The organism is Micromonospora echinospora (assembly GCF_900091495.1).
Taxonomy (GTDB): domain Bacteria; phylum Actinomycetota; class Actinomycetes; order Mycobacteriales; family Micromonosporaceae; genus Micromonospora; species Micromonospora echinospora.
This window is the reverse complement of the sequence record NZ_LT607413.1, coordinates 2,845,074-2,861,228: the sequence shown is the minus strand read 5'-3', so window position 1 is coordinate 2,861,228 and position 16,155 is coordinate 2,845,074. Positions and strand designations below refer to the sequence as shown.

The window sequence follows — 16,155 nt, the reverse complement described above, 5'->3', positions numbered from 1 at the left end:
AGCCGCGACCGGACGCGGCGGGACGCCCCGGAGGGCCGGGGTGGGGTTCGCGGCTCAGCCGGCGACGCGGGTCAGGCGGGCCGACAGGTGCGGGGAGAGGGAGTGGCCGACGGCGGCCATCTCCTGCGCGTACAGCAGGGCGCCCTCGACGATGCCGAAGAGGCGGTGACCGGCGGTCACCTCCTTGGCGGTGGCGGTGCGCACCACGGCGTCGGTGACGAACTCCAACTGGGTGCCCTTGCGCTTGCCGATGTGCAGCTCCATGACGCCGGTCGGGACGGTCATCAGGGCTTCCAGCTCGTCGGTCGCCCGGTCACCGTCGAGCACCGGACGCCACCAGCCCACCTCACGACCGGCCGGGCGCACCGGGCGGCTCTGCTCGTCGAGGATCCAGGCGCGGGACTCGTAGAAGAGGAACGGCCGCCCGTCGTGGCTGATCCGGATCTCCTGGGCGAAGTCGAAGTCCTCGATGCTGGGGAAGCCGCCCCGGCCCCGCCCCCGCCAGACGCCGATGTACGGCAGCAGGCCGTCCAGCGTCGGGTGCAGCTTCGGCCCGACCCGCAGGTCGTGGCTCTCCTCGTACGGGTACGGGTCGACCTGCGGCGCGTTCAGCCACGGCGGCGGGGCCAGGGGGTTGTCGCTGTCGCTCACCGGACCACCTTCGTTCGCGACTGCGGGGCTCGCAAACCCAGCTCACTCCTCACGCTCACCAGTGACCTCTCGAAATGCGTACGGCTACGTAGACCAGGCCACCGGCGAGCGCGCCGAGACCCGCGACCAGCAGGCTGACGAACCCGATCTCGGTGACCATGGCGGTCATCCTATGCTGGCCCCCATGGCACGTACTCTCGTCGTCAAGGTGACCGCAGGCACGGACGCACCCGAGCGGTGCGCCCAGGCGTTCACCGTCGCCGCCACCGCGGCGGCGGCCGGGGTGGACGTCTCGCTCTGGTTGACCGGTGAGTCGACCTGGTTCGCGCTTCCCGGCCGGGCGCAGGAGTTCGAGCTGCCCCACTCGGCTCCGCTGGCCGAGCTGCTGCACGTGATCCTCGCCTCGGGGCGGGTCACCGCCTGCACCCAGTGCGCCGCCCGCCGCGACATCGGTCCCGGCGACGTGCTGCCGGGGGTACGGATCGCCGGGGCGGCGGTCTTCGTCGAGGAGACGATGGCCGACGGGGCGCAGGCCCTGGTCTACTGACGCCTTCACCCCGGACGGGGCACACCGCTCCGGACCGAGCCGGAGCACTGCCGATCCCGTCCCGGTCCGCCCGATTCGCACCTACCATGCGGATGTGGGTGAGGCAACCGAGCAGTTCTTCGCGTCCCTGCCGGCCCGCGCCCCGGACATCATCCGCGGACCGATCGACGGGACGCTCCAGATCAACCTGGCCGCCGACGGGCACACCGAGCACTGGTACGTGGTGCTGCGCGACCAGGAGATCCAGGTCAGCCGGGAACAGCGGCCGGCCGACGCGGTCTGGGAGAGCAGTGCCGACCTGTTCGACCGGCTGGTCACCGGGACCGCGCAGGGCGTCGCCGCGATGCTGCGCAACGACACCACGCTCAGCGGAAACGTGCTGCTGTTCCTGGTCTTCCGGGCCTTCTTCCCCGCGCCGCCGGGCACCCGCGACCCCCGGGACCTCGTCCGGGAACGGCACACACCCCCACCGATCCGGCCGCAGAGCGGGCGACCCGGGTGAAACGGCTGGTCAGCATCCTCGACGGCAACACCTTCATGGTGTGCGACGAGCAGGGTGACCTGGAGCCCTCGCTCGACTTCCCGACCGGGATGTTCTCCTTCGACACCCGGTTCCTCTCCACCTGGCTGCTGACCCTCGACGGTGAACGGCTGAGCACGCTCTACGTCGACGAGGAGCAGTCGTACCGGACGCGTTTCTTCCTCGTCCCCGACCGGCCCGCGCACGCCCAGGAGGCCACGGTGTCGGTGCTCCGGAGCCGGACCATCGGGGGTGGGCTGGACGAGGAGGTGGCTGTGCTCAACCACGCTGGGCGGGACGTGGAGTTCATCCTCCGCATCGACATGGGCGCGGACTTCGCCGACCTGTTCGAGATCAAGTCGGCCCGCCGGCAGAAGGGCGACTCGACCGCGACGGTCGGGGCACGGGAACTGCGGTTGACGTACCGCCGGGACCGTTTCCTCCGGGAGACGGTGGTCTCGACCAGCGAGCCCGGCCACATCGACGAGCGGGGCATGACGTTCACGGTCCGGGTGCCGGCGCACGGGGAGTGGAGCACCCAGCTGCACGTGGCGACCGTCGTCTACGGCGCGCGCGGCGAGGACATCCGGGCGACGCTGCCGCTCGGCGGGTCCCGCACTCCGGCGGACATCGAGTCCGAGCACCGCCGCCTGGTCGAGCGCGCACCGAAGCTGGGCTGCGACTTCGCCCCGCTGGAGCGGGCGTACCAGCGCAGCCTCAAGGACCTGACCGCACTGCGGTACGAGTCGATCACCCTGGGCGTGCGCCTGCTCGCCGCCGGGCTGCCCTGGTTCATGACCCTCTTCGGGCGGGACAGCATGCTGACCGGTCTCCAGGTGCTGCCGTTCATGCCGGACCTGGTGCCACCGACCCTGATCGTCCTGGCCGGACTCCAGGGCGCGCGACTGGACGACTTCCGCGACGAGGAGCCGGGGAAGATCCTGCACGAGCTGCGGTACGGCGAGACCGCCGGCTTCGAGGAACAGCCGCACTCCCCCTACTACGGCGCCGCCGACTCGACCGCGCTCTTCGTGATCCTCCTCGACGAGTACGAACGCTGGAGCGGCGACGCCGCGCTCGTCCGGGCGTTGGAGTTTTCGGTCCGGCTCGCGCTCGACTGGATCGACAGCTACGGCGACCTGCTCGGCAACGGTTACGTCTGGTACGAGACCCGGAACCCGCGGACCGGCCTGGAGAACCAGTGCTGGAAGGACTCCTGGGACTCCATCTCCTACGCCGACGGCCGGCTGCCCGGCTTCCCCCGGGCCACCTGCGAACTCCAGGGTTACGCGTACGACGCGAAGATGCGCGGCGCCCGCCTGGCCCGGACCTTCTACGACGACCCGGCCTGGGCCGACCGGCTGGAACGCGGGGCCGCCGCGTTGAAGGAACGCTTCAACCGGGACTTCTGGGTCGCCGACGGGGAGTACTACGCGCTCGCCCTGGACGCCGAGGGCAAACCCGTCGACGCGCTCTCCTCCAACATGGGTCACCTGCTCTGGAGCGGCATCGTGGACGAGGCACGGGCGGGGAAGGTGGCCGAACACCTGCTCGGCCCACGCCTCTTCTCCGGATGGGGGGTGCGGACCCTCGCCACCGACCAGGGACGGTACAACCCGATCGGGTACCACGCCGGCACGGTCTGGCCGTTCGACAACTCGATCGTCGCGTGGGGCCTGTGGCGGTACGGCTTCCGCGAGGAGGCCGGCCGGATCTGCCTGGCGATGGCCGAGGCGTCCCGCTACTTCGGCGGCCGGTTGCCCGAGGCGTTCGCCGGCTACGACCGCGGCCTGACCGACTACCCGGTCGAGTATCCGACCGCGTGCAGCCCGCAGGCCTGGTCGGCGGGGGCGCCGCTGCTGATGCTCCGGGTGCTCCTCGGCCTGGAGCCGCAGGGCGAGCACCTGATCATCGACCCGGCGGTGCCGCACGGGATGGGCCGGATCGAGTTGCTCGACATCCCCGGCCGCTGGGGGCACGTCGACGCGCTGGGTCGCAGCCGTAGCCTCTGACGCCCACGTCCCGGCGCGACTCCTCGCGGGCGCGTTCCAGCAGACCGGCCACCCGGGCGGGTTCGCGGCTCAGCGGCAGGGCGTCGACGCGGAGACCGAGGGCGGGTCGGCGACCAGGTGCACCTGCACGGTGACCGGGCCGGTGCGGTAGGCGTACAGCTCGGGGGTGTCGACCAGCGCGGGGCCGGTGGCCAGCGGGGCGAGCACGGCCGCCGCCGAGGTCGGGGTGGCGGCCGAACCCGGGCCGGCGACGGCCCGAGCGGTACGGGCACTGCCGCCGCCGGGACACGGCGCGGCGACCAGTTCCGTTTCCCCGAGGGCCGGGCGACCCAGCGCCCGCAGCGCCCCGGTGACCGCGTCGGCCTCGGCGTCCGCGCCGGTCACCGGCGTCGCCTCGTACCCGGACCCGAGCGGGCGGCAGCCGGTGTCGGCGGTGAACCGCACGGTCCCTTCCTCGGTCTCCTGGCCGCGCACGGTGACGAACTCCCCCGCGTCGGCCCGCAACCGGGTCCCCTCCCGGGTGAGCATCACGGTGGCGCGGTAACGGTCCGGCAGCGCTTCCGCGACCCGGTCCAGCAGGGCTCGGGGCTCCTGCCCGGTGAGCCGGAGTTCGGCCACGCGTTCCAGCGTGCCGCCGTCCTCGAACGGCGTGACCCGGCAACCCCGCTCGACCACGGGCGGCGTCAACTCGACGAGCGCGTCCGGGCCGGCGGCGGCGACCAGGTCACCGATCGCGCGGTCCACCACCGGACCGGCCTGGGACAGGCTGCGCTGCTCGCGGACCGTCGGCCCGTCGTCGCGTACGGAGAGCCAGGTCAGCGCCGCCAGCAGCAGCGCCCAGAGCAGGGTGGCCACGATCAGCCAACGGGGCCACCCCCGCGCCGGCGGGCTGGGCGGACCACTGGGCGGGGCGTACCCCGTCTGGACAGGACCGGTCACGCGGCCATGGTGTCACGTCGCCCCGGACGGGCCACGTGGGCGTGACCCGGAGGGGTCTCCGAGGGTTGGACAGGTGTGGGGCGCGGCCGGCACCACCGCGCCCCACCACCCGCCGACCGGACGACTCCTGCGGGGTCCCGCTGCCCCGCTCCGTTCACCTCGGTCACGGGACTGCCGTCACCGGGTCGTGTCGCAGTGGACCTCCACGTCGTAGAGCAGTCGCACGGGTTCGCCGTTCGTGACTCCGACGAAGATCGGCTCGCCGGCCGGCGTCCGACCGCGTCGCCACACCTCCGCCCGCGCCGCGTCGCGGGACTCCCGGTGGACCTTGTCGGCCAGGTGCAGCGCCATGACCCGTCGGGCGGTGGCCCGGTCGCTCTCCAGTTGGATCCGCATCAGAGGCACGACTCCGACGCCTCCCCTCGGCCACGCCCGCCAGGACCATGCACGACGTTAGATTAACTTACCATCGTTAAGTTGGCTACGCACGGTGCGGAGATCGCACTCCGAGATGATCTTTAGGGACGTGCGGGACACCCATACACTGCTGGTGATCCACAGCCCAAACGGGTTGATTCACGAAGAAGGGATATCCCGTGGCGAAACTTCTGCGTCGTCCCCGCGTCCGCAGCCTCGTGGCCGCTGGCGCCGTGGCCGGCGGGCTGGTCCTCGGCCTGGCCTCGCCCGCGCAGGCGGACTACACCAGCCCGCTCTACCCGACGCTGAAGGCCTGCAACGCCGCCCGGCCGAGCTACGTCTCATCGTGGACATCGCCCCAGGCCTGTCACGCTATGTACAACTGGAACGGCACCAAGGTGGTCGGCTACGCCTTCCTGGTGAAGACCCGCTACTGAGCCGGCACGACAGCCGGTAGTCGGGGTGGCGGTGCTCCGTGGGACGACACCGCCGCCCCGACTCCGGCCGGACGACCTCCACCCCACACACGTGATCTGGAGTCCTGGCGTGACCGACACCGAGTTCGACCAGCAGCGCGACGACACTTCGGGAGAACGTCGCGCGCATCCCGCCTCGGTGTGGCTGCGCGAGGAGCCCGCCCGGTCCCGCCCGATCCCCCTGACCCGTCAGCGCATCGTCGACGCGGCGGTGACGCTGCTCGACCAACACGGGATCGACGGCCTGACCATGCGGCGGCTCGCCCAGATGCTCGACGTCACTCCCACCGCGCTGTACTGGCACGTGAAGACCAAGGACGACGTGCTCGACCTGGCCCTCGACCACGTGTTCGGCGACGTGCCGCTCCCGGAGGCCACCGACGACTGGCGCAGCGACGCCCGCACCCTGATCCGCAACTGGCGCGCGGTCATGCTCCGTCACCCCTGGGCCCCGGGCCTGATCGGTCGACCGATGCTCGGCCCCAACGTCCTCGCCCGCACCGAGCACCTGCAAGCGACGCTGGGCCGGGGCGGCCTCTCCGACGTCGAACTGACCGTGGCCACCCGCACGCTGGCCAACTACGTGATCGGCGCGGCGCTCACCGAGGCGACCTGGCACCGCAGCGCGGACCCCCAGGCCCAGACGGAAGCCCGGCGACACATCACCGCCAACCCCGCCGCCTACCCGACGCTCAACTCCTCGGGCCACCTCGACACCGCCCGCTGGAGCGAGGACGACCTCTTCGAACGCGGTCTCGACCTCATCCTGGCGGCCACCCCACGACCAGACGGTGCCTGACCACCCCAGGGCCAGCTCACGCATCCCTCACGCCACCGGATCGAAGACCCGCCCGGGTTCCTGTCAGCTCAGCTACACGCGCCGACCCCACCGGACCGCAGCCGGCCACGAGTCGCCGGTCCCGGACGAGTCGACACGCCCAATCGTCACGGCTTCCGCATCCACGTGGCCGGATCGGTGACGAAGACACCCTTGCCCTGGCGGCGATCGATCACCTCAAGCGCTTCGAGTCGGATGTAGACCTGCTGGATCGTCGAGGCACCGACCTTGTAGTGCTCACAGAGCTGGGCAATGGAGGGAAGTTTGTCACCCGGGTTGAGCCGACCGGATCGAACATCATCCATGATCTCATGGGATATGCGTAGATAATCAGACATAGAAGGCATGGCGCTCCTCGCGTGGCAGTCCGATTTGATCACGACCAGCACGTCATCGACAAGCGACCGAAGAAACACCGTGCGTCACGGTTGACCCTTGCGCATTATGCGCATAAGTTGGCGACGAGACCTTCCTCGTGTGGCAACGGGCAGGACTCAATCCCCCCGTCGGGGCGGACCGCGCAACGGCAGGACGGTCCGCCCCGACCCCAGCGACGCATCCCCTGAGCAGGGGCCCCTCGGGAAAGGGTGGTCCGACCGTGCGCAACCTGTTCCGACGCTTCCGCCGCGACTCCGGCCCGACAGCCACGACCGGTCGGCACCGGCCACCCGCTCCGGTGCGCCCGGTCGGCGCGACCAACCCCGGCCGGTACTACCGGTCGGCGGCGTACCGGCCGCTGTGCGCGGGGCGGATTCGCGATCGACAGTTCACGCTGGTCCGGCGGGGCCTGGACCCCGGCGAGGTGACCGCCTTCCTGCACCGGGTGGCCGACGACCTCGCCGCGCTGCACACGGAACTGGACCGGATCCGGAACGAGAACACCCGCATCAAGCAGCACCTGCGGGACTGGCAGGCACGCTTCGCGCCCCGGGTGCACCGGTGAACGACGACCGGCGGTTCGTCGTACACCTGACGGTGGTGGCGGACGACCTGGCCGCCGCGCACGTGCTGGCCCGCGCGCTCACCCGGTCCCTGGCGTTCCTGCCGCAGCTCGTGCTCGGCGAGACGACGGTCTCCGAGGAGGGCGACCCCGCCGCCCAGCAGGCCGTCTTCTGCGACCGGCGGCTGCCGCACCGGCGGCGCTGCGTCCTCCGCCCCGGCCACGCCGAGGAGTGCACCCCGCGCCTGCGGACACGACTGTGACCGCCGATCCCCCGGGCACAGCTTGACCCACTTCAGTTTGCCGATATCGCGGTGTCCCACGGGCCGGACACCGCGATATCGCCGAAATCGAGCGGGAGGCCGAACGACGGAAGGTCCGGGTCAGGCGACCGTGACGGCGACCTCGTTGATGCCCCGGGCCGCGGCGACGGGGATGTCGCCGTTGCCGTGCCGGGAGAGGGCACGCAGCGTCCAACTGCCCGGCGCGGCGAAGAACCGGAACTGGCCGGCGGGCGAGGTGACCACCTCGGCGGTGAACTCACCGGTCGAGTCGAGCAGCCGGACGTACGCGCCCGGTACGAGCTCGCCCGTCTCGGACCGGACGACACCGGTGATGACGGTTTCCTTCTCCAGGTCCAGGCTCGCGGGCAGCGGAGCCGCCTGGTCCGGCGCGGCGCAACCGGCAGCGGTGGGTGCTGTCATGGCTCAGGCCTCCCCGGGCTCGTCGCCGAGCGCGACCGGCACGCCGACCAGCGAGCCGTACTCGGTCCAGGATCCGTCGTAGTTCTTCACGTTGCGGTGGCCGAGCAGTTCCTGGAGCACGAACCAGGTGTGCGAGGAGCGCTCGCCGATGCGGCAGTAGGCGATGGTCTCCTTGCTGTCGTCCAGCCCGGCGGCGCCGTAGATCTTGCGCAGCTCGTCGTCGGACTTGAAGGTGCCGTCCTCGTTGGCCGCCTTCGACCACGGGACGCTGATCGCGGTGGGCACGTGCCCGGCCCGCTGCGCCTGCTCCTGCGGCAGGTGGGCGGGGGCGAGCAGCCGGCCGGCGTACTCGTCGGGGCTGCGCACGTCGACCAGGTTCTTGACGCCGATCGCGGGCTCGATCTCGTCGCGGAAGGCACGGATCGAGTTGTCCGGCTCCTGCGCGACGTACTGCGTCTTCGGACGCTCGACCTTGTCGGTGACCAGCGGGCGGGCGTCCAGCTCCCACTTCTTGCGACCGCCGTCGAGCAGCTTGACGTCGCCGTGGCCGTAGAGCTTGAAGTACCAGTACGCGTACGCGGCGAACCAGTTGTTGTTGCCGCCGTACAGGATGACGGTGTCGTCGTTGGCGATGCCCCGCTCGGAGAGCAGCGCCTCGAACTGGCTCTTGTTGACGAAGTCCCGGCGGACCGGGTCCTGGAGGTCGGTCTTCCAGTCGAGCTTGATCGCCCCGGCGATGTGGCCGGTGTCGTACGCCGAGGTGTCCTCGTCTACCTCGACGAAGACGACGCCCGGGGCGTCGAGGTTCTTCTCGGCCCACTCGGCCGAGACGAGTGCGGTGTCGCGACTCATCGGATCACTCCCTGGTGAGGATGGCGGTTGAGTCGACGCGCGGGGAAGGTCGGTGTCTGTCGCACCGCGCGCGGGACCCAGGTTGGACGGATCTCGGGTTGGATGCGACGGCGCCACTGCCGGGCGAAAGAGGAGAACCGGGGGATGAGGGAGACCCCGCCGGTGGCCGCTACACAGCCGTTTGCAGCTCCGCCGTCAGATGACGGAGCGACACAGGCAGGTGGCCACGCGGCACAGGTCGACCGCGCGCCGTTTGGTGAGGAGCGTCCCCATGAGCACGGAGCCTACCAGCGTTCCCAGGTCCTGCCATCGGCCCGACCAGCATCCGGGACGCCTGAGCAGGCCTTCCGGGCGTGGTTCACACCACACCCGGTGGCCCCACGGGTCACGCCGGCCACCGGCGCGGGGCGGCTCAGCCGACCGAGCTGATCGGTACGTCCCGGGCGTCGGCGGTGACCGCGAGCCCCTCCGGCAGCGGCCGGACCTCCCGCACGGTGAGCTGGAACGGCAGTTCGGGCAGGGGGACGTCGATGGAGATGCTGCGCGCGTAGTTGTTCAGCAGCACCCGGGCCATCGGCACGTTCGGCAGGCCCTCGGCGTCCAGGTCGCTGAAGCGCAGTGCCACCTTCCCCTGTTCGCTGACGCTGACCTCGGCGTTGCCGGTGACCGTCAGCTTCTGCCCGAGGATGTCCACCGGCGCGGTGACCGCCAGTTTGCCGTCCTTCTCTGCGAGCTTGAGGCCGGGCCGGTCGAGGAACGCCGCCAGGCTGTCGTAGCTGACCGTCCCGGTGCCGTCGACCCGGTCGGCCACCACGTCTCCCTGGCCGGAGCGGATGGTGTCCAGCGACGCGGTGACGCCCCGGGCGTCCACGTCGAGTTCCGGCAGGTTCACCGAGTTTCCCTCGACGGTGCCCTGGACGTCGCGCAGCCGGATGGTGATCCGTTCGTACTTTCCGTTCAGCACCTGGGTGAGGAAGGGGAAGCCACCGACCTCGACGTCCGGCGGTTGCGCGCTGGCGTCCTGCTGGGTGAGTTCCTGGCGCACCTGGTCGGCGATGGCGTCCTGGGCGACCCCGGCGGCGATCCGGTCGGCCACCACGGCCAGTCCGACCAGGATCAGGAGCAGGACGAGCAGGCCGACGAGGATCTTGCGCCCCCGCCGCCGGGGCCGTTCGTCGTACGCCGGGTAGGCCTCGGTCACGCCGCCTCCACTCTCATGTCCGGTGTCGCCTGGGGGCACACCGGTGGTACCCGATGGGCCCACGCCTCAACCGTGCGGCCGAGGCGTGGGGTCAGAGGAACAGTACGCACACGAAGTAGGCGGCCGGCGCGGCGAGGGCGATGCCGCCGAGCGGTCCCTGCATGTGCCGGGCGATCCAGAAGGTAGGGGTCTCGCCGGCCATCAGCCGGCCCGCCTCGGCGTACCCGACGGCGAGGTCGGCCAGGACGGCGGTGGCGGCGGTGACCAGGCCGACCAGGGCGCCGCTGGTGGGCGTGAAGCCGACCAGGAAGCTGCCGAGCACGCTGCCGGCCAGGGTGCCGAGCATCGCGCCGAGCACCACCCCGGCCGCCCCCCGGGGCACCTGCGGCGCGAGCCGGGGCCAGGGAAGCACGGCGTCGGTGATCCGCGCCACGGTGAGCGCCAGGGCGGTGGCGGTCAGGCTGACCGTGATGGTCTGGGTGCCGGCCGGAATCCGGCTCAGCGGCAGCAGGGTGGCGAATCCGGCCACCCCGGCCATGATCAGCAGGGTGGTGCCGAACGAGTCGGTGACCCGCTCCCGGTCGACCCGCCGGACGAGCTGGCCGAGCACGGCGACCACGAGACCGCCTGCGGCGACGTAGAGCAGCGGGAGCAGCCGGGCCTCGGCCGACCGTACGGCGACCGTGTCGACGACCCCGGCGGTGGTCGCGCCGACTCCGGCGACGGCCAGCAGGGCCGGCGGACGGGTGGCCATCGTCCAGGCCAGGACGAAGAGGAGCTGCACGCCGAGGATGACCGTGGCGAAGGGCAGCCGGTGGCTCGGGCCGGAGGTCTGCGCGGCGAGGACCAGCCCGAGGCCGAGCAGCACGGCGAAGCCGGCGATGGTCAGCGAGAGCGGCTTGTTGATCTCGACCGGCTCGATCTCCTCCTCGTCGAGCTCGTCGTCGTCGGCCTCGTCGTCCGGCCGATAGGCCGACGGATCGCCGGGCCGGAAGCGGCGAGGGCCGCGCCGCTTGCGCGGGCCGACCAGGTCGTCGAGGGCCGGTCCGGGCGGCGGGGGAAAGCCGGCCGGTGGGCCGTCGTCGGACCAGGGGTCGGGACCGGCGGCGGGAGACGCGGAGGCAAACACGACACGATCGTGCCAGACCCGACCACCTGCGGGGCGGACGCCGTTTCACGGACGTTAAAACCTGTGCCGCAAGTGCGGACAACCCCGGCAAACGGGAGAAGACCCCGAGGTCGACCACGGACAATCGGTTAGGCTCAAGCCCTGACCTGCCCGCCAGCGACGCCGGGACCACGAGTTCTCAGCGCCGCGCTCCGTCCTGGGTGCCGTCGCTGGTCGCGCGCGGCTGACCGCCGCCCGGACGGAGGTGATCGTGTGGAGATCCTGCTGCTGGTGACCGCACGCGCAGGCGAACCATCCGCCGTACTGCCGGCGCTCGACCTACTGCCCCACTCGGTCCGCACCGCGCCACGTGACGTGCGGACCCTGGTCGCCGGCCCCAGCCCGGACGCGGTCCTGGTGGACGCCCGGTCGGAGCTGAGCGAGGCCCGGGCGACCTGCCGCATGCTGCACGCCACCGGCCTGGGGGTGCCGCTGGTCGCGGTGGTCACCGAGGCCGGGCTGATCGCGCTCAACGCGGACTGGGGCGTCGACGACGTCATCCTCGCCAGCGCCGGCCCGGCCGAGGTGGAGGCCCGGCTGCGGCTGGTGGTCGGCCGGTTGAGCAGCGCCACCGCCGGAACGGGGGGTTCCGTCCGGGCCGGTGAGCTGACCATCGACCCGGACACCTACGCGGCCAAGCTCAAGGGACGCCCGCTCGACCTGACCTACAAGGAGTTCGAGCTGCTGAAGTTCCTCGCCCAGCACCCGGGCCGGGTGTTCACCCGCGACCAGCTGCTGCGCGAGGTCTGGGGGTACGACTACTTCGGCGGCACCCGCACGGTCGACGTGCACGTCCGGCGACTGCGCGCCAAGCTCGGCTCGGAATACGAGTCGATGATCGGCACCGTGCGGCAGGTGGGCTACAAGTTCGTCGTCCCGCCGTCGCGCTCGCTGCCCGAGACGGAGCACGCACCCCTGCCGGTGTGAACCATTTTCCCCCTTTCCGGGGGCTAGTTCGGGAATGTCCTTCTTGTTCCTTCGGACGCCCCTACTCTGACTGGCGAACCAGCCGGAGAAGGGGGCGACGGTGCACACGACGACCGAACCAGCGACAGGTGGCCTGCGTCGGCCGCCCCGCTCCGAGGCACCCGCCCGCCCCCGTCCGGCGGGGCCGTCCGGCACGCTGACCAGCCGGCGGGGTGCCTGATGTTCACCGCCTCGTCCCACCGCGCCCTGGGAATCGTGGCCCTGGTGGCCGCCGCGCTGCTCGGCTCGGCGTACGCCATCGGCTACAGCCTCATGGGGAACGAGGGCGGCCCGGTTCCGGCCGCCCCGAGCAGCCCCCCGCACGTCGCCGCGCAGCCCCCGGCGACCGGCACACCATCGCCCGCGCCCGACACCGAGGCGAACGAGCCCGCCCCCGAAGGCGGCAACGAGGCCGGCCCCCACGGCACCCAGATGACCACCGGCACCGGGCAGGTGACCCTCACCTTCGACGACGGTCCCGACCCGTACTACACCCCGCAGACGCTGGCGGCGCTGCGCGCGTACCGGGTGACGGCGACGTTCTGCCTGGTCGGCGAGAACGCCCAGGCACACCCCGACCTGGTACGGGCGATCGTGGCCGACGGCCACAGCCTCTGCAACCACTCCTGGAACCACGACGTGCTCCTCGGCAGCCGCACCGAGCAGACGATCCAGGCCGATCTGCTGCGCACCAACGAGGCGATCCGGGCAGCCGTGCCGGACGCCCGGATCGCGTACTACCGGCAGCCCGGCGGCGCGTGGACGTACCCGCTGGTGTCGGTGGCCCGGCACCTCGGCATGGTGCCGCTGCACTGGACGGTCGACCCGAGCGACTGGCAGGCCCCGGGCGCGGCCAGCATCGCCGGCATGGTCAACTCGGCCACCATGCCCGGTTCGGTCGTGCTGCTGCACGACGCGGGCGGCGACCGTCAGGGCACCGTCGACGCGCTGTACTGGATCCTGCCCAACCTCACCAGCCGATTCCGCGTCACCGCCCTGCCGCCCGACCTGTAACCCCGACCGCTCCCCGTGCTTTCCCGGTGCTCCCCCGGTGCTGCCCGGTACGGCTTGGTTGGTTGCAGGGGATCCCTCCTCATCAAAAAGCGGTAGCAGGGGTCCCCTGCTACCACCCGGGCGGGCTACCACACGGGCGGGCCAGCACGCGGGCGGCGGGGCGCGGAACCGGCTGGAACCGTTACCGTGGCGGGGTGGCAGACGGCGGCGTACGGGATGGCAGCGTGACGGGCGTTCGGGTGGACCGGGCCGATCGGCTGGACGAGGCGGGGATCGCCGACGTCCTGGCGCTGGCAAGGGCGGCCGGGGACGCCGACGGCGCGGACCCGCTGGACGAGGCGGTGCTGCTCCGGCTGCGGGACCCACGGGCCGCCGCGGTGCACCTGACCACGCGGACGCCCGAGGGCCGGCTCGTCGGGTACGCGCACCTCGACGTCACCGCGCCGGCCCAGGGCACCGGCCTCGACCTGGTGGTGCACCCGGCGTACCGGCGGCGCGGACTGGGCCGCGCGATCGCGACGGCTGCCCTGGCCGAGGTGAGCGGGACGCTGCCGACCGACGTGGGCGGGGCGCTACCGGCCGGGGTGGGCGGAGCGGTGCCGGTCGACGCGGGCGGGCAGCCGCTGGCCGGCGCGGGGAGCGGGCAGCTTCGGCCCGACGCGGTTCGCGCCTGGGCGCACGGGGACCATCCGGCCGCCGCCGCCCTCGCCGTGGACCTCGGTTTCGGCCGGGCCCGGGTGCTCTGGCAGATGCGCCGGTCGCTGACCGGACCGCTGACCGGACCGCAACTGCCCGACGGGGTGACGCTGCGCGCCTTCCGCCCCGGCACGGACGACGACGCCTGGCTGGCGCTCAACGCGCGGGCCTTCGCCGAACACCCCGAGCAGGGCCGTTGGACCGCCGACGACCTGCGGCTACGGTTCGCCGAGCCGTGGTTCGACCCGGACGGTTTCCTGCTCGCCGTCGAGGAGTCGACCGGCCGGCTGCTCGGCTTCCACTGGACCAAGGTCCACCAGCGGGCCGGCTCGACCCCGATCGGCGAGGTCTACGTGCTCGGGGTGGACCCGACGGCGCACCGGGGTGGGCTGGGCCGGGTGCTGACCGCTGCCGGGCTGGCGTACCTGCGCGAGCGACGGGGCCTGGACCGGGTGATGCTCTACGTGGACGAGTCGAACACCGCCGCGGTGGCGCTCTACCTGCGGCTCGGCTTCGCCCACTGGTGCGCGCACGTCAACTACCACCGGGGCTGACCGCCTCCCCTGCGGGGGCGGGCCGCCGGCCGGCGGTCCCGTTGCCGGCCGACGGCCCGCCGGATCAACCGGCAGACGGATCGTCGGGCCGACAGTCAGCCAGCGCACGGATCACCGGGCCGACAGTCAGCCGGACCGGGCCGCCGGATCAGCCGGCACACGGACCAACGGGCCGCTGGATCAGCCGGCTGACGAATCAGCCGGCGGCGGTCGGTCGGACCAGCCGGCCGTCCCGGCGCGGGCCTGCTGCCACTGGCGGGCCTGCTCCGCCGTCATCCAGTAGAAGGTTCCGGCCCGGTCGTCGAGGCTGCCGGTGACGTACCGGTTCAACGGCATCCCCAGTTCCCGGAAGGTCGGGTGGGCCCGCAGCATCCGGGTCATCCCGGCCAGCGCCCCGCCGAAACGGTGCCGGGAGACGTCCACCTCCGCGCAGATCGTCTCCGCCGACAGCCACTCGTCGGGGCGGGCGGCGAGCAGGTCCAGGACCTTGAGCACGGTGTCGTGGCTCTTCGACCGTCCGGTCGCGAACCGCCGCAGCTCCGCCACCGACCACCGGCCGGCGAGGTCCGGCGGGGCGGGGCGGGCGGGCGGTCGGGCCGGTGGGCGTACGTCGCCGCCCTGCCGGTCCAGCTCCGCCAGGAGCGCGGCGACGTGCCGCACGTACGCGACCGGGACGGCGATGTGCACGAGGTCCGCACCGACGTCGTGAGTGACCACATCACCTTCCTTCGGATGGACGGTTCCGGCCGACTCGGCTCCGGAAGCCCGGGTCGGCACGGCGCCAATCAGCCGAAACGGCCGGTGATGTAGTCCTCGGTCCGCTTGTCGCCCGGGTTTGTGAAGATCTTCGAGGTCTGGTCGAACTCCACCAGCCGGCCGTGCCGCACCTGCTGCTCGTCCACCTCGGCGGTGAAGAAGGCGGTGTAGTGGCTGACCCGGGCGGCCTGCTGCATGTTGTGGGTGACGATCACGATCGTGTACGACTTCGACAGCTCGTGCATCAGGTCCTCGATCTTGCTGGTCGCGATCGGGTCGAGGGCCGAGCAGGGCTCGTCCATCAGGATCACGTCCGGCTTCACCGCGATCGTCCGGGCGATGCAGAGCCGCTGCTGCTGGCCGCCGGAGAGGGCCAGGCCGCTCTTGCGGAGCTTGTCCTTCACCTCGTCCCAGAGCGCCGCGCCGGTCAGGGCCTCCTCGACCTGGTCGTCGAGGCTGCCCTTGATCCCGTTGATGCGCAGCCCGTACGCCACGTTGTCGTAGATCGACTTCGGGAACGGGTTGGGCTTCTGGAAGACCATGCCGATCCGCCGGCGCACCTGGATCGGGTCGACGCCCTTGGCGTAGATGTCCTGGCCGTGGTAGGTCACCGAGCCGGTCACCCGGGCCCCGGGGATCAGGTCGTTCATCCGGTTCAGCGAGCGCAGGATGGTCGACTTGCCGCAGCCGGACGGGCCGATCATCGCGGTGATCTGGTTCTGCCGGATCGGGATGGTGGTGCCCCGGACGGCCTCGTAGCTGCCGTAGTGGACGCTGACGTCGCGCAGCTCCATCACGGTGGTGTCCCCGGCGGAGTGCGGGCCGGCGGCACCCCAGCCCTCGCCGGGCGCGTTGATGGCGACGGACGGACGGTGGTCGGTCACGGTGCGGTGCTGGGCCATGG

21 protein-coding genes and 2 pseudogenes are annotated in these 16,155 nt (G+C 72.0%); 11 read left to right on the top strand and 12 right to left on the bottom strand.

The window, feature by feature from the left end; all coding sequences use genetic code 11:
- Positions 1-54: 54 nt before the first annotated feature.
- On the bottom strand, positions 55-651 hold the full coding sequence (locus GA0070618_RS13195; RefSeq protein WP_088981895.1) for a heme-binding beta-barrel domain-containing protein: 597 nt from the start codon (positions 649-651) through the stop codon (positions 55-57).
- A 55-nt stretch (positions 652-706) separates the two neighbouring features.
- Positions 707-811 (bottom strand): small membrane protein MtfM, encoded by a 105-nt coding sequence (gene mtfM, locus GA0070618_RS35185; protein ID WP_269148487.1) that lies wholly within the window; start codon positions 809-811, stop codon positions 707-709.
- Positions 812-823: 12 nt separating this feature from the next.
- Here mtfM and GA0070618_RS13190 point away from each other — a divergent pair, with 12 nt between their 5' ends.
- From GA0070618_RS13190 to GA0070618_RS13180, 3 genes are all read left to right on the top strand, one after another.
- On the top strand, positions 824-1,198 hold the full coding sequence (locus GA0070618_RS13190; protein WP_088981894.1) for a DsrE family protein: 375 nt from the start codon (positions 824-826) through the stop codon (positions 1,196-1,198).
- 94 nt (positions 1,199-1,292) lie between these two features.
- Positions 1,293-1,700: an SCP2 sterol-binding domain-containing protein gene (locus GA0070618_RS13185; protein WP_088981893.1), complete on the top strand. Its 408-nt coding sequence runs from the start codon at positions 1,293-1,295 to the stop codon at positions 1,698-1,700.
- Positions 1,697-3,730, top strand: coding sequence for an amylo-alpha-1,6-glucosidase (locus tag GA0070618_RS13180; RefSeq protein ID WP_088981892.1), 2,034 nt, complete (start codon positions 1,697-1,699; stop codon positions 3,728-3,730). The genes GA0070618_RS13185 and GA0070618_RS13180 overlap by 4 nt, the downstream gene beginning before the upstream one ends.
- Before the next feature lie 69 nt (positions 3,731-3,799).
- On the opposite strand, the gene GA0070618_RS13175 is transcribed toward GA0070618_RS13180, so the two are convergent.
- Entirely contained in the window at positions 3,800-4,669 is an 870-nt protein-coding gene (locus tag GA0070618_RS13175) for a hypothetical protein (RefSeq protein WP_088981891.1), read from the bottom strand.
- Between the two features lie 177 nt (positions 4,670-4,846).
- A complete protein-coding gene (locus tag GA0070618_RS13170; protein ID WP_088981890.1) occupies positions 4,847-5,065 on the bottom strand; it encodes a hypothetical protein in 219 nt (72 codons plus the stop codon).
- Positions 5,066-5,265: 200 nt separating this feature from the next.
- Between GA0070618_RS13170 and GA0070618_RS13165 the strand changes: the two genes are divergently transcribed.
- Together GA0070618_RS13165 and GA0070618_RS13160 are read left to right on the top strand one after the other, a co-directional pair.
- Positions 5,266-5,523: a hypothetical protein gene (locus GA0070618_RS13165; protein WP_231931725.1), complete on the top strand. Its 258-nt coding sequence runs from the start codon at positions 5,266-5,268 to the stop codon at positions 5,521-5,523.
- Positions 5,524-5,632: 109 nt separating this feature from the next.
- Positions 5,633-6,361 (top strand): TetR/AcrR family transcriptional regulator C-terminal domain-containing protein, encoded by a 729-nt coding sequence (locus tag GA0070618_RS13160; RefSeq protein WP_231931724.1) that lies wholly within the window; start codon positions 5,633-5,635, stop codon positions 6,359-6,361.
- A 146-nt stretch (positions 6,362-6,507) separates the two neighbouring features.
- Here the strand turns inward: GA0070618_RS13160 and GA0070618_RS13155 are convergent, their stop codons facing one another.
- A complete protein-coding gene (locus tag GA0070618_RS13155) occupies positions 6,508-6,747 on the bottom strand; it encodes a winged helix-turn-helix domain-containing protein (protein WP_088985494.1) in 240 nt (79 codons plus the stop codon).
- A 251-nt stretch (positions 6,748-6,998) separates the two neighbouring features.
- Between GA0070618_RS13155 and GA0070618_RS13150 the strand changes: the two genes are divergently transcribed.
- Together GA0070618_RS13150 and GA0070618_RS13145 are read left to right on the top strand one after the other, a co-directional pair.
- The gene (locus GA0070618_RS13150; RefSeq protein WP_358040861.1) at positions 6,999-7,343 is read left to right on the top strand and encodes a DivIVA domain-containing protein; all 345 of its coding nucleotides are present in this window, start codon (positions 6,999-7,001) and stop codon (positions 7,341-7,343) included.
- The gene (locus GA0070618_RS13145; protein WP_088981889.1) at positions 7,340-7,603 is read left to right on the top strand and encodes a hypothetical protein; all 264 of its coding nucleotides are present in this window, start codon (positions 7,340-7,342) and stop codon (positions 7,601-7,603) included. Before GA0070618_RS13150 ends, GA0070618_RS13145 begins: the two co-directional genes overlap by 4 nt.
- Positions 7,604-7,723: 120 nt before the next feature.
- Here the strand turns inward: GA0070618_RS13145 and GA0070618_RS13140 are convergent, their stop codons facing one another.
- The 5 genes from GA0070618_RS13140 to GA0070618_RS13125 form a co-directional block, all read right to left on the bottom strand.
- The gene (locus GA0070618_RS13140) at positions 7,724-8,044 is read right to left on the bottom strand and encodes a DUF1416 domain-containing protein (protein ID WP_088981888.1); all 321 of its coding nucleotides are present in this window, start codon (positions 8,042-8,044) and stop codon (positions 7,724-7,726) included.
- 3 nt (positions 8,045-8,047) lie between these two features.
- Positions 8,048-8,896 (bottom strand): sulfurtransferase, encoded by an 849-nt coding sequence (locus GA0070618_RS13135; RefSeq protein ID WP_088981887.1) that lies wholly within the window; start codon positions 8,894-8,896, stop codon positions 8,048-8,050.
- 195 nt (positions 8,897-9,091) lie between these two features.
- Entirely contained in the window at positions 9,092-9,169 is a 78-nt protein-coding gene (locus tag GA0070618_RS35350; RefSeq protein WP_331214547.1) for an Ms5788A family Cys-rich leader peptide, read from the bottom strand.
- A gap of 139 nt (positions 9,170-9,308) precedes the next feature.
- A complete protein-coding gene (locus GA0070618_RS13130; RefSeq protein WP_088981886.1) occupies positions 9,309-10,097 on the bottom strand; it encodes an LmeA family phospholipid-binding protein in 789 nt (262 codons plus the stop codon).
- A gap of 91 nt (positions 10,098-10,188) precedes the next feature.
- Positions 10,189-11,226: a hypothetical protein gene (locus tag GA0070618_RS13125; RefSeq protein ID WP_088981885.1), complete on the bottom strand. Its 1,038-nt coding sequence runs from the start codon at positions 11,224-11,226 to the stop codon at positions 10,189-10,191.
- Between the two features lie 252 nt (positions 11,227-11,478).
- Between GA0070618_RS13125 and GA0070618_RS13120 the strand changes: the two genes are divergently transcribed.
- The 4 genes and pseudogenes from GA0070618_RS13120 to mshD form a co-directional block, all read left to right on the top strand.
- On the top strand, positions 11,479-12,192 hold the full coding sequence (locus GA0070618_RS13120) for a winged helix-turn-helix transcriptional regulator (protein ID WP_088981884.1): 714 nt from the start codon (positions 11,479-11,481) through the stop codon (positions 12,190-12,192).
- Positions 12,193-12,411: 219 nt separating this feature from the next.
- Positions 12,412-13,245: a polysaccharide deacetylase family protein gene (locus GA0070618_RS13115; RefSeq protein WP_088981883.1), complete on the top strand. Its 834-nt coding sequence runs from the start codon at positions 12,412-12,414 to the stop codon at positions 13,243-13,245.
- A 224-nt stretch (positions 13,246-13,469) separates the two neighbouring features.
- Positions 13,470-13,796, top strand: a pseudogene (locus GA0070618_RS35550) (GNAT family N-acetyltransferase); the annotation flags it as partial.
- Positions 13,797-13,910: 114 nt separating this feature from the next.
- A pseudogene (mshD, locus tag GA0070618_RS35545) lies at positions 13,911-14,495 on the top strand (mycothiol synthase); the annotation flags it as partial.
- 180 nt (positions 14,496-14,675) lie between these two features.
- Here the strand turns inward: mshD and GA0070618_RS13105 are convergent.
- Together GA0070618_RS13105 and pstB are read right to left on the bottom strand one after the other, a co-directional pair.
- Positions 14,676-15,212 carry a hypothetical protein gene (locus GA0070618_RS13105; RefSeq protein WP_088981881.1) on the bottom strand — a complete coding sequence of 179 codons (537 nt, stop codon included), beginning with the start codon at positions 15,210-15,212 and terminating at the stop codon, positions 14,676-14,678.
- Positions 15,213-15,280: 68 nt separating this feature from the next.
- Positions 15,281-16,153 carry a phosphate ABC transporter ATP-binding protein PstB gene (gene pstB / locus GA0070618_RS13100; protein WP_088981880.1) on the bottom strand — a complete coding sequence of 291 codons (873 nt, stop codon included), beginning with the start codon at positions 16,151-16,153 and terminating at the stop codon, positions 15,281-15,283.
- Positions 16,154-16,155 lie beyond the last annotated feature (2 nt).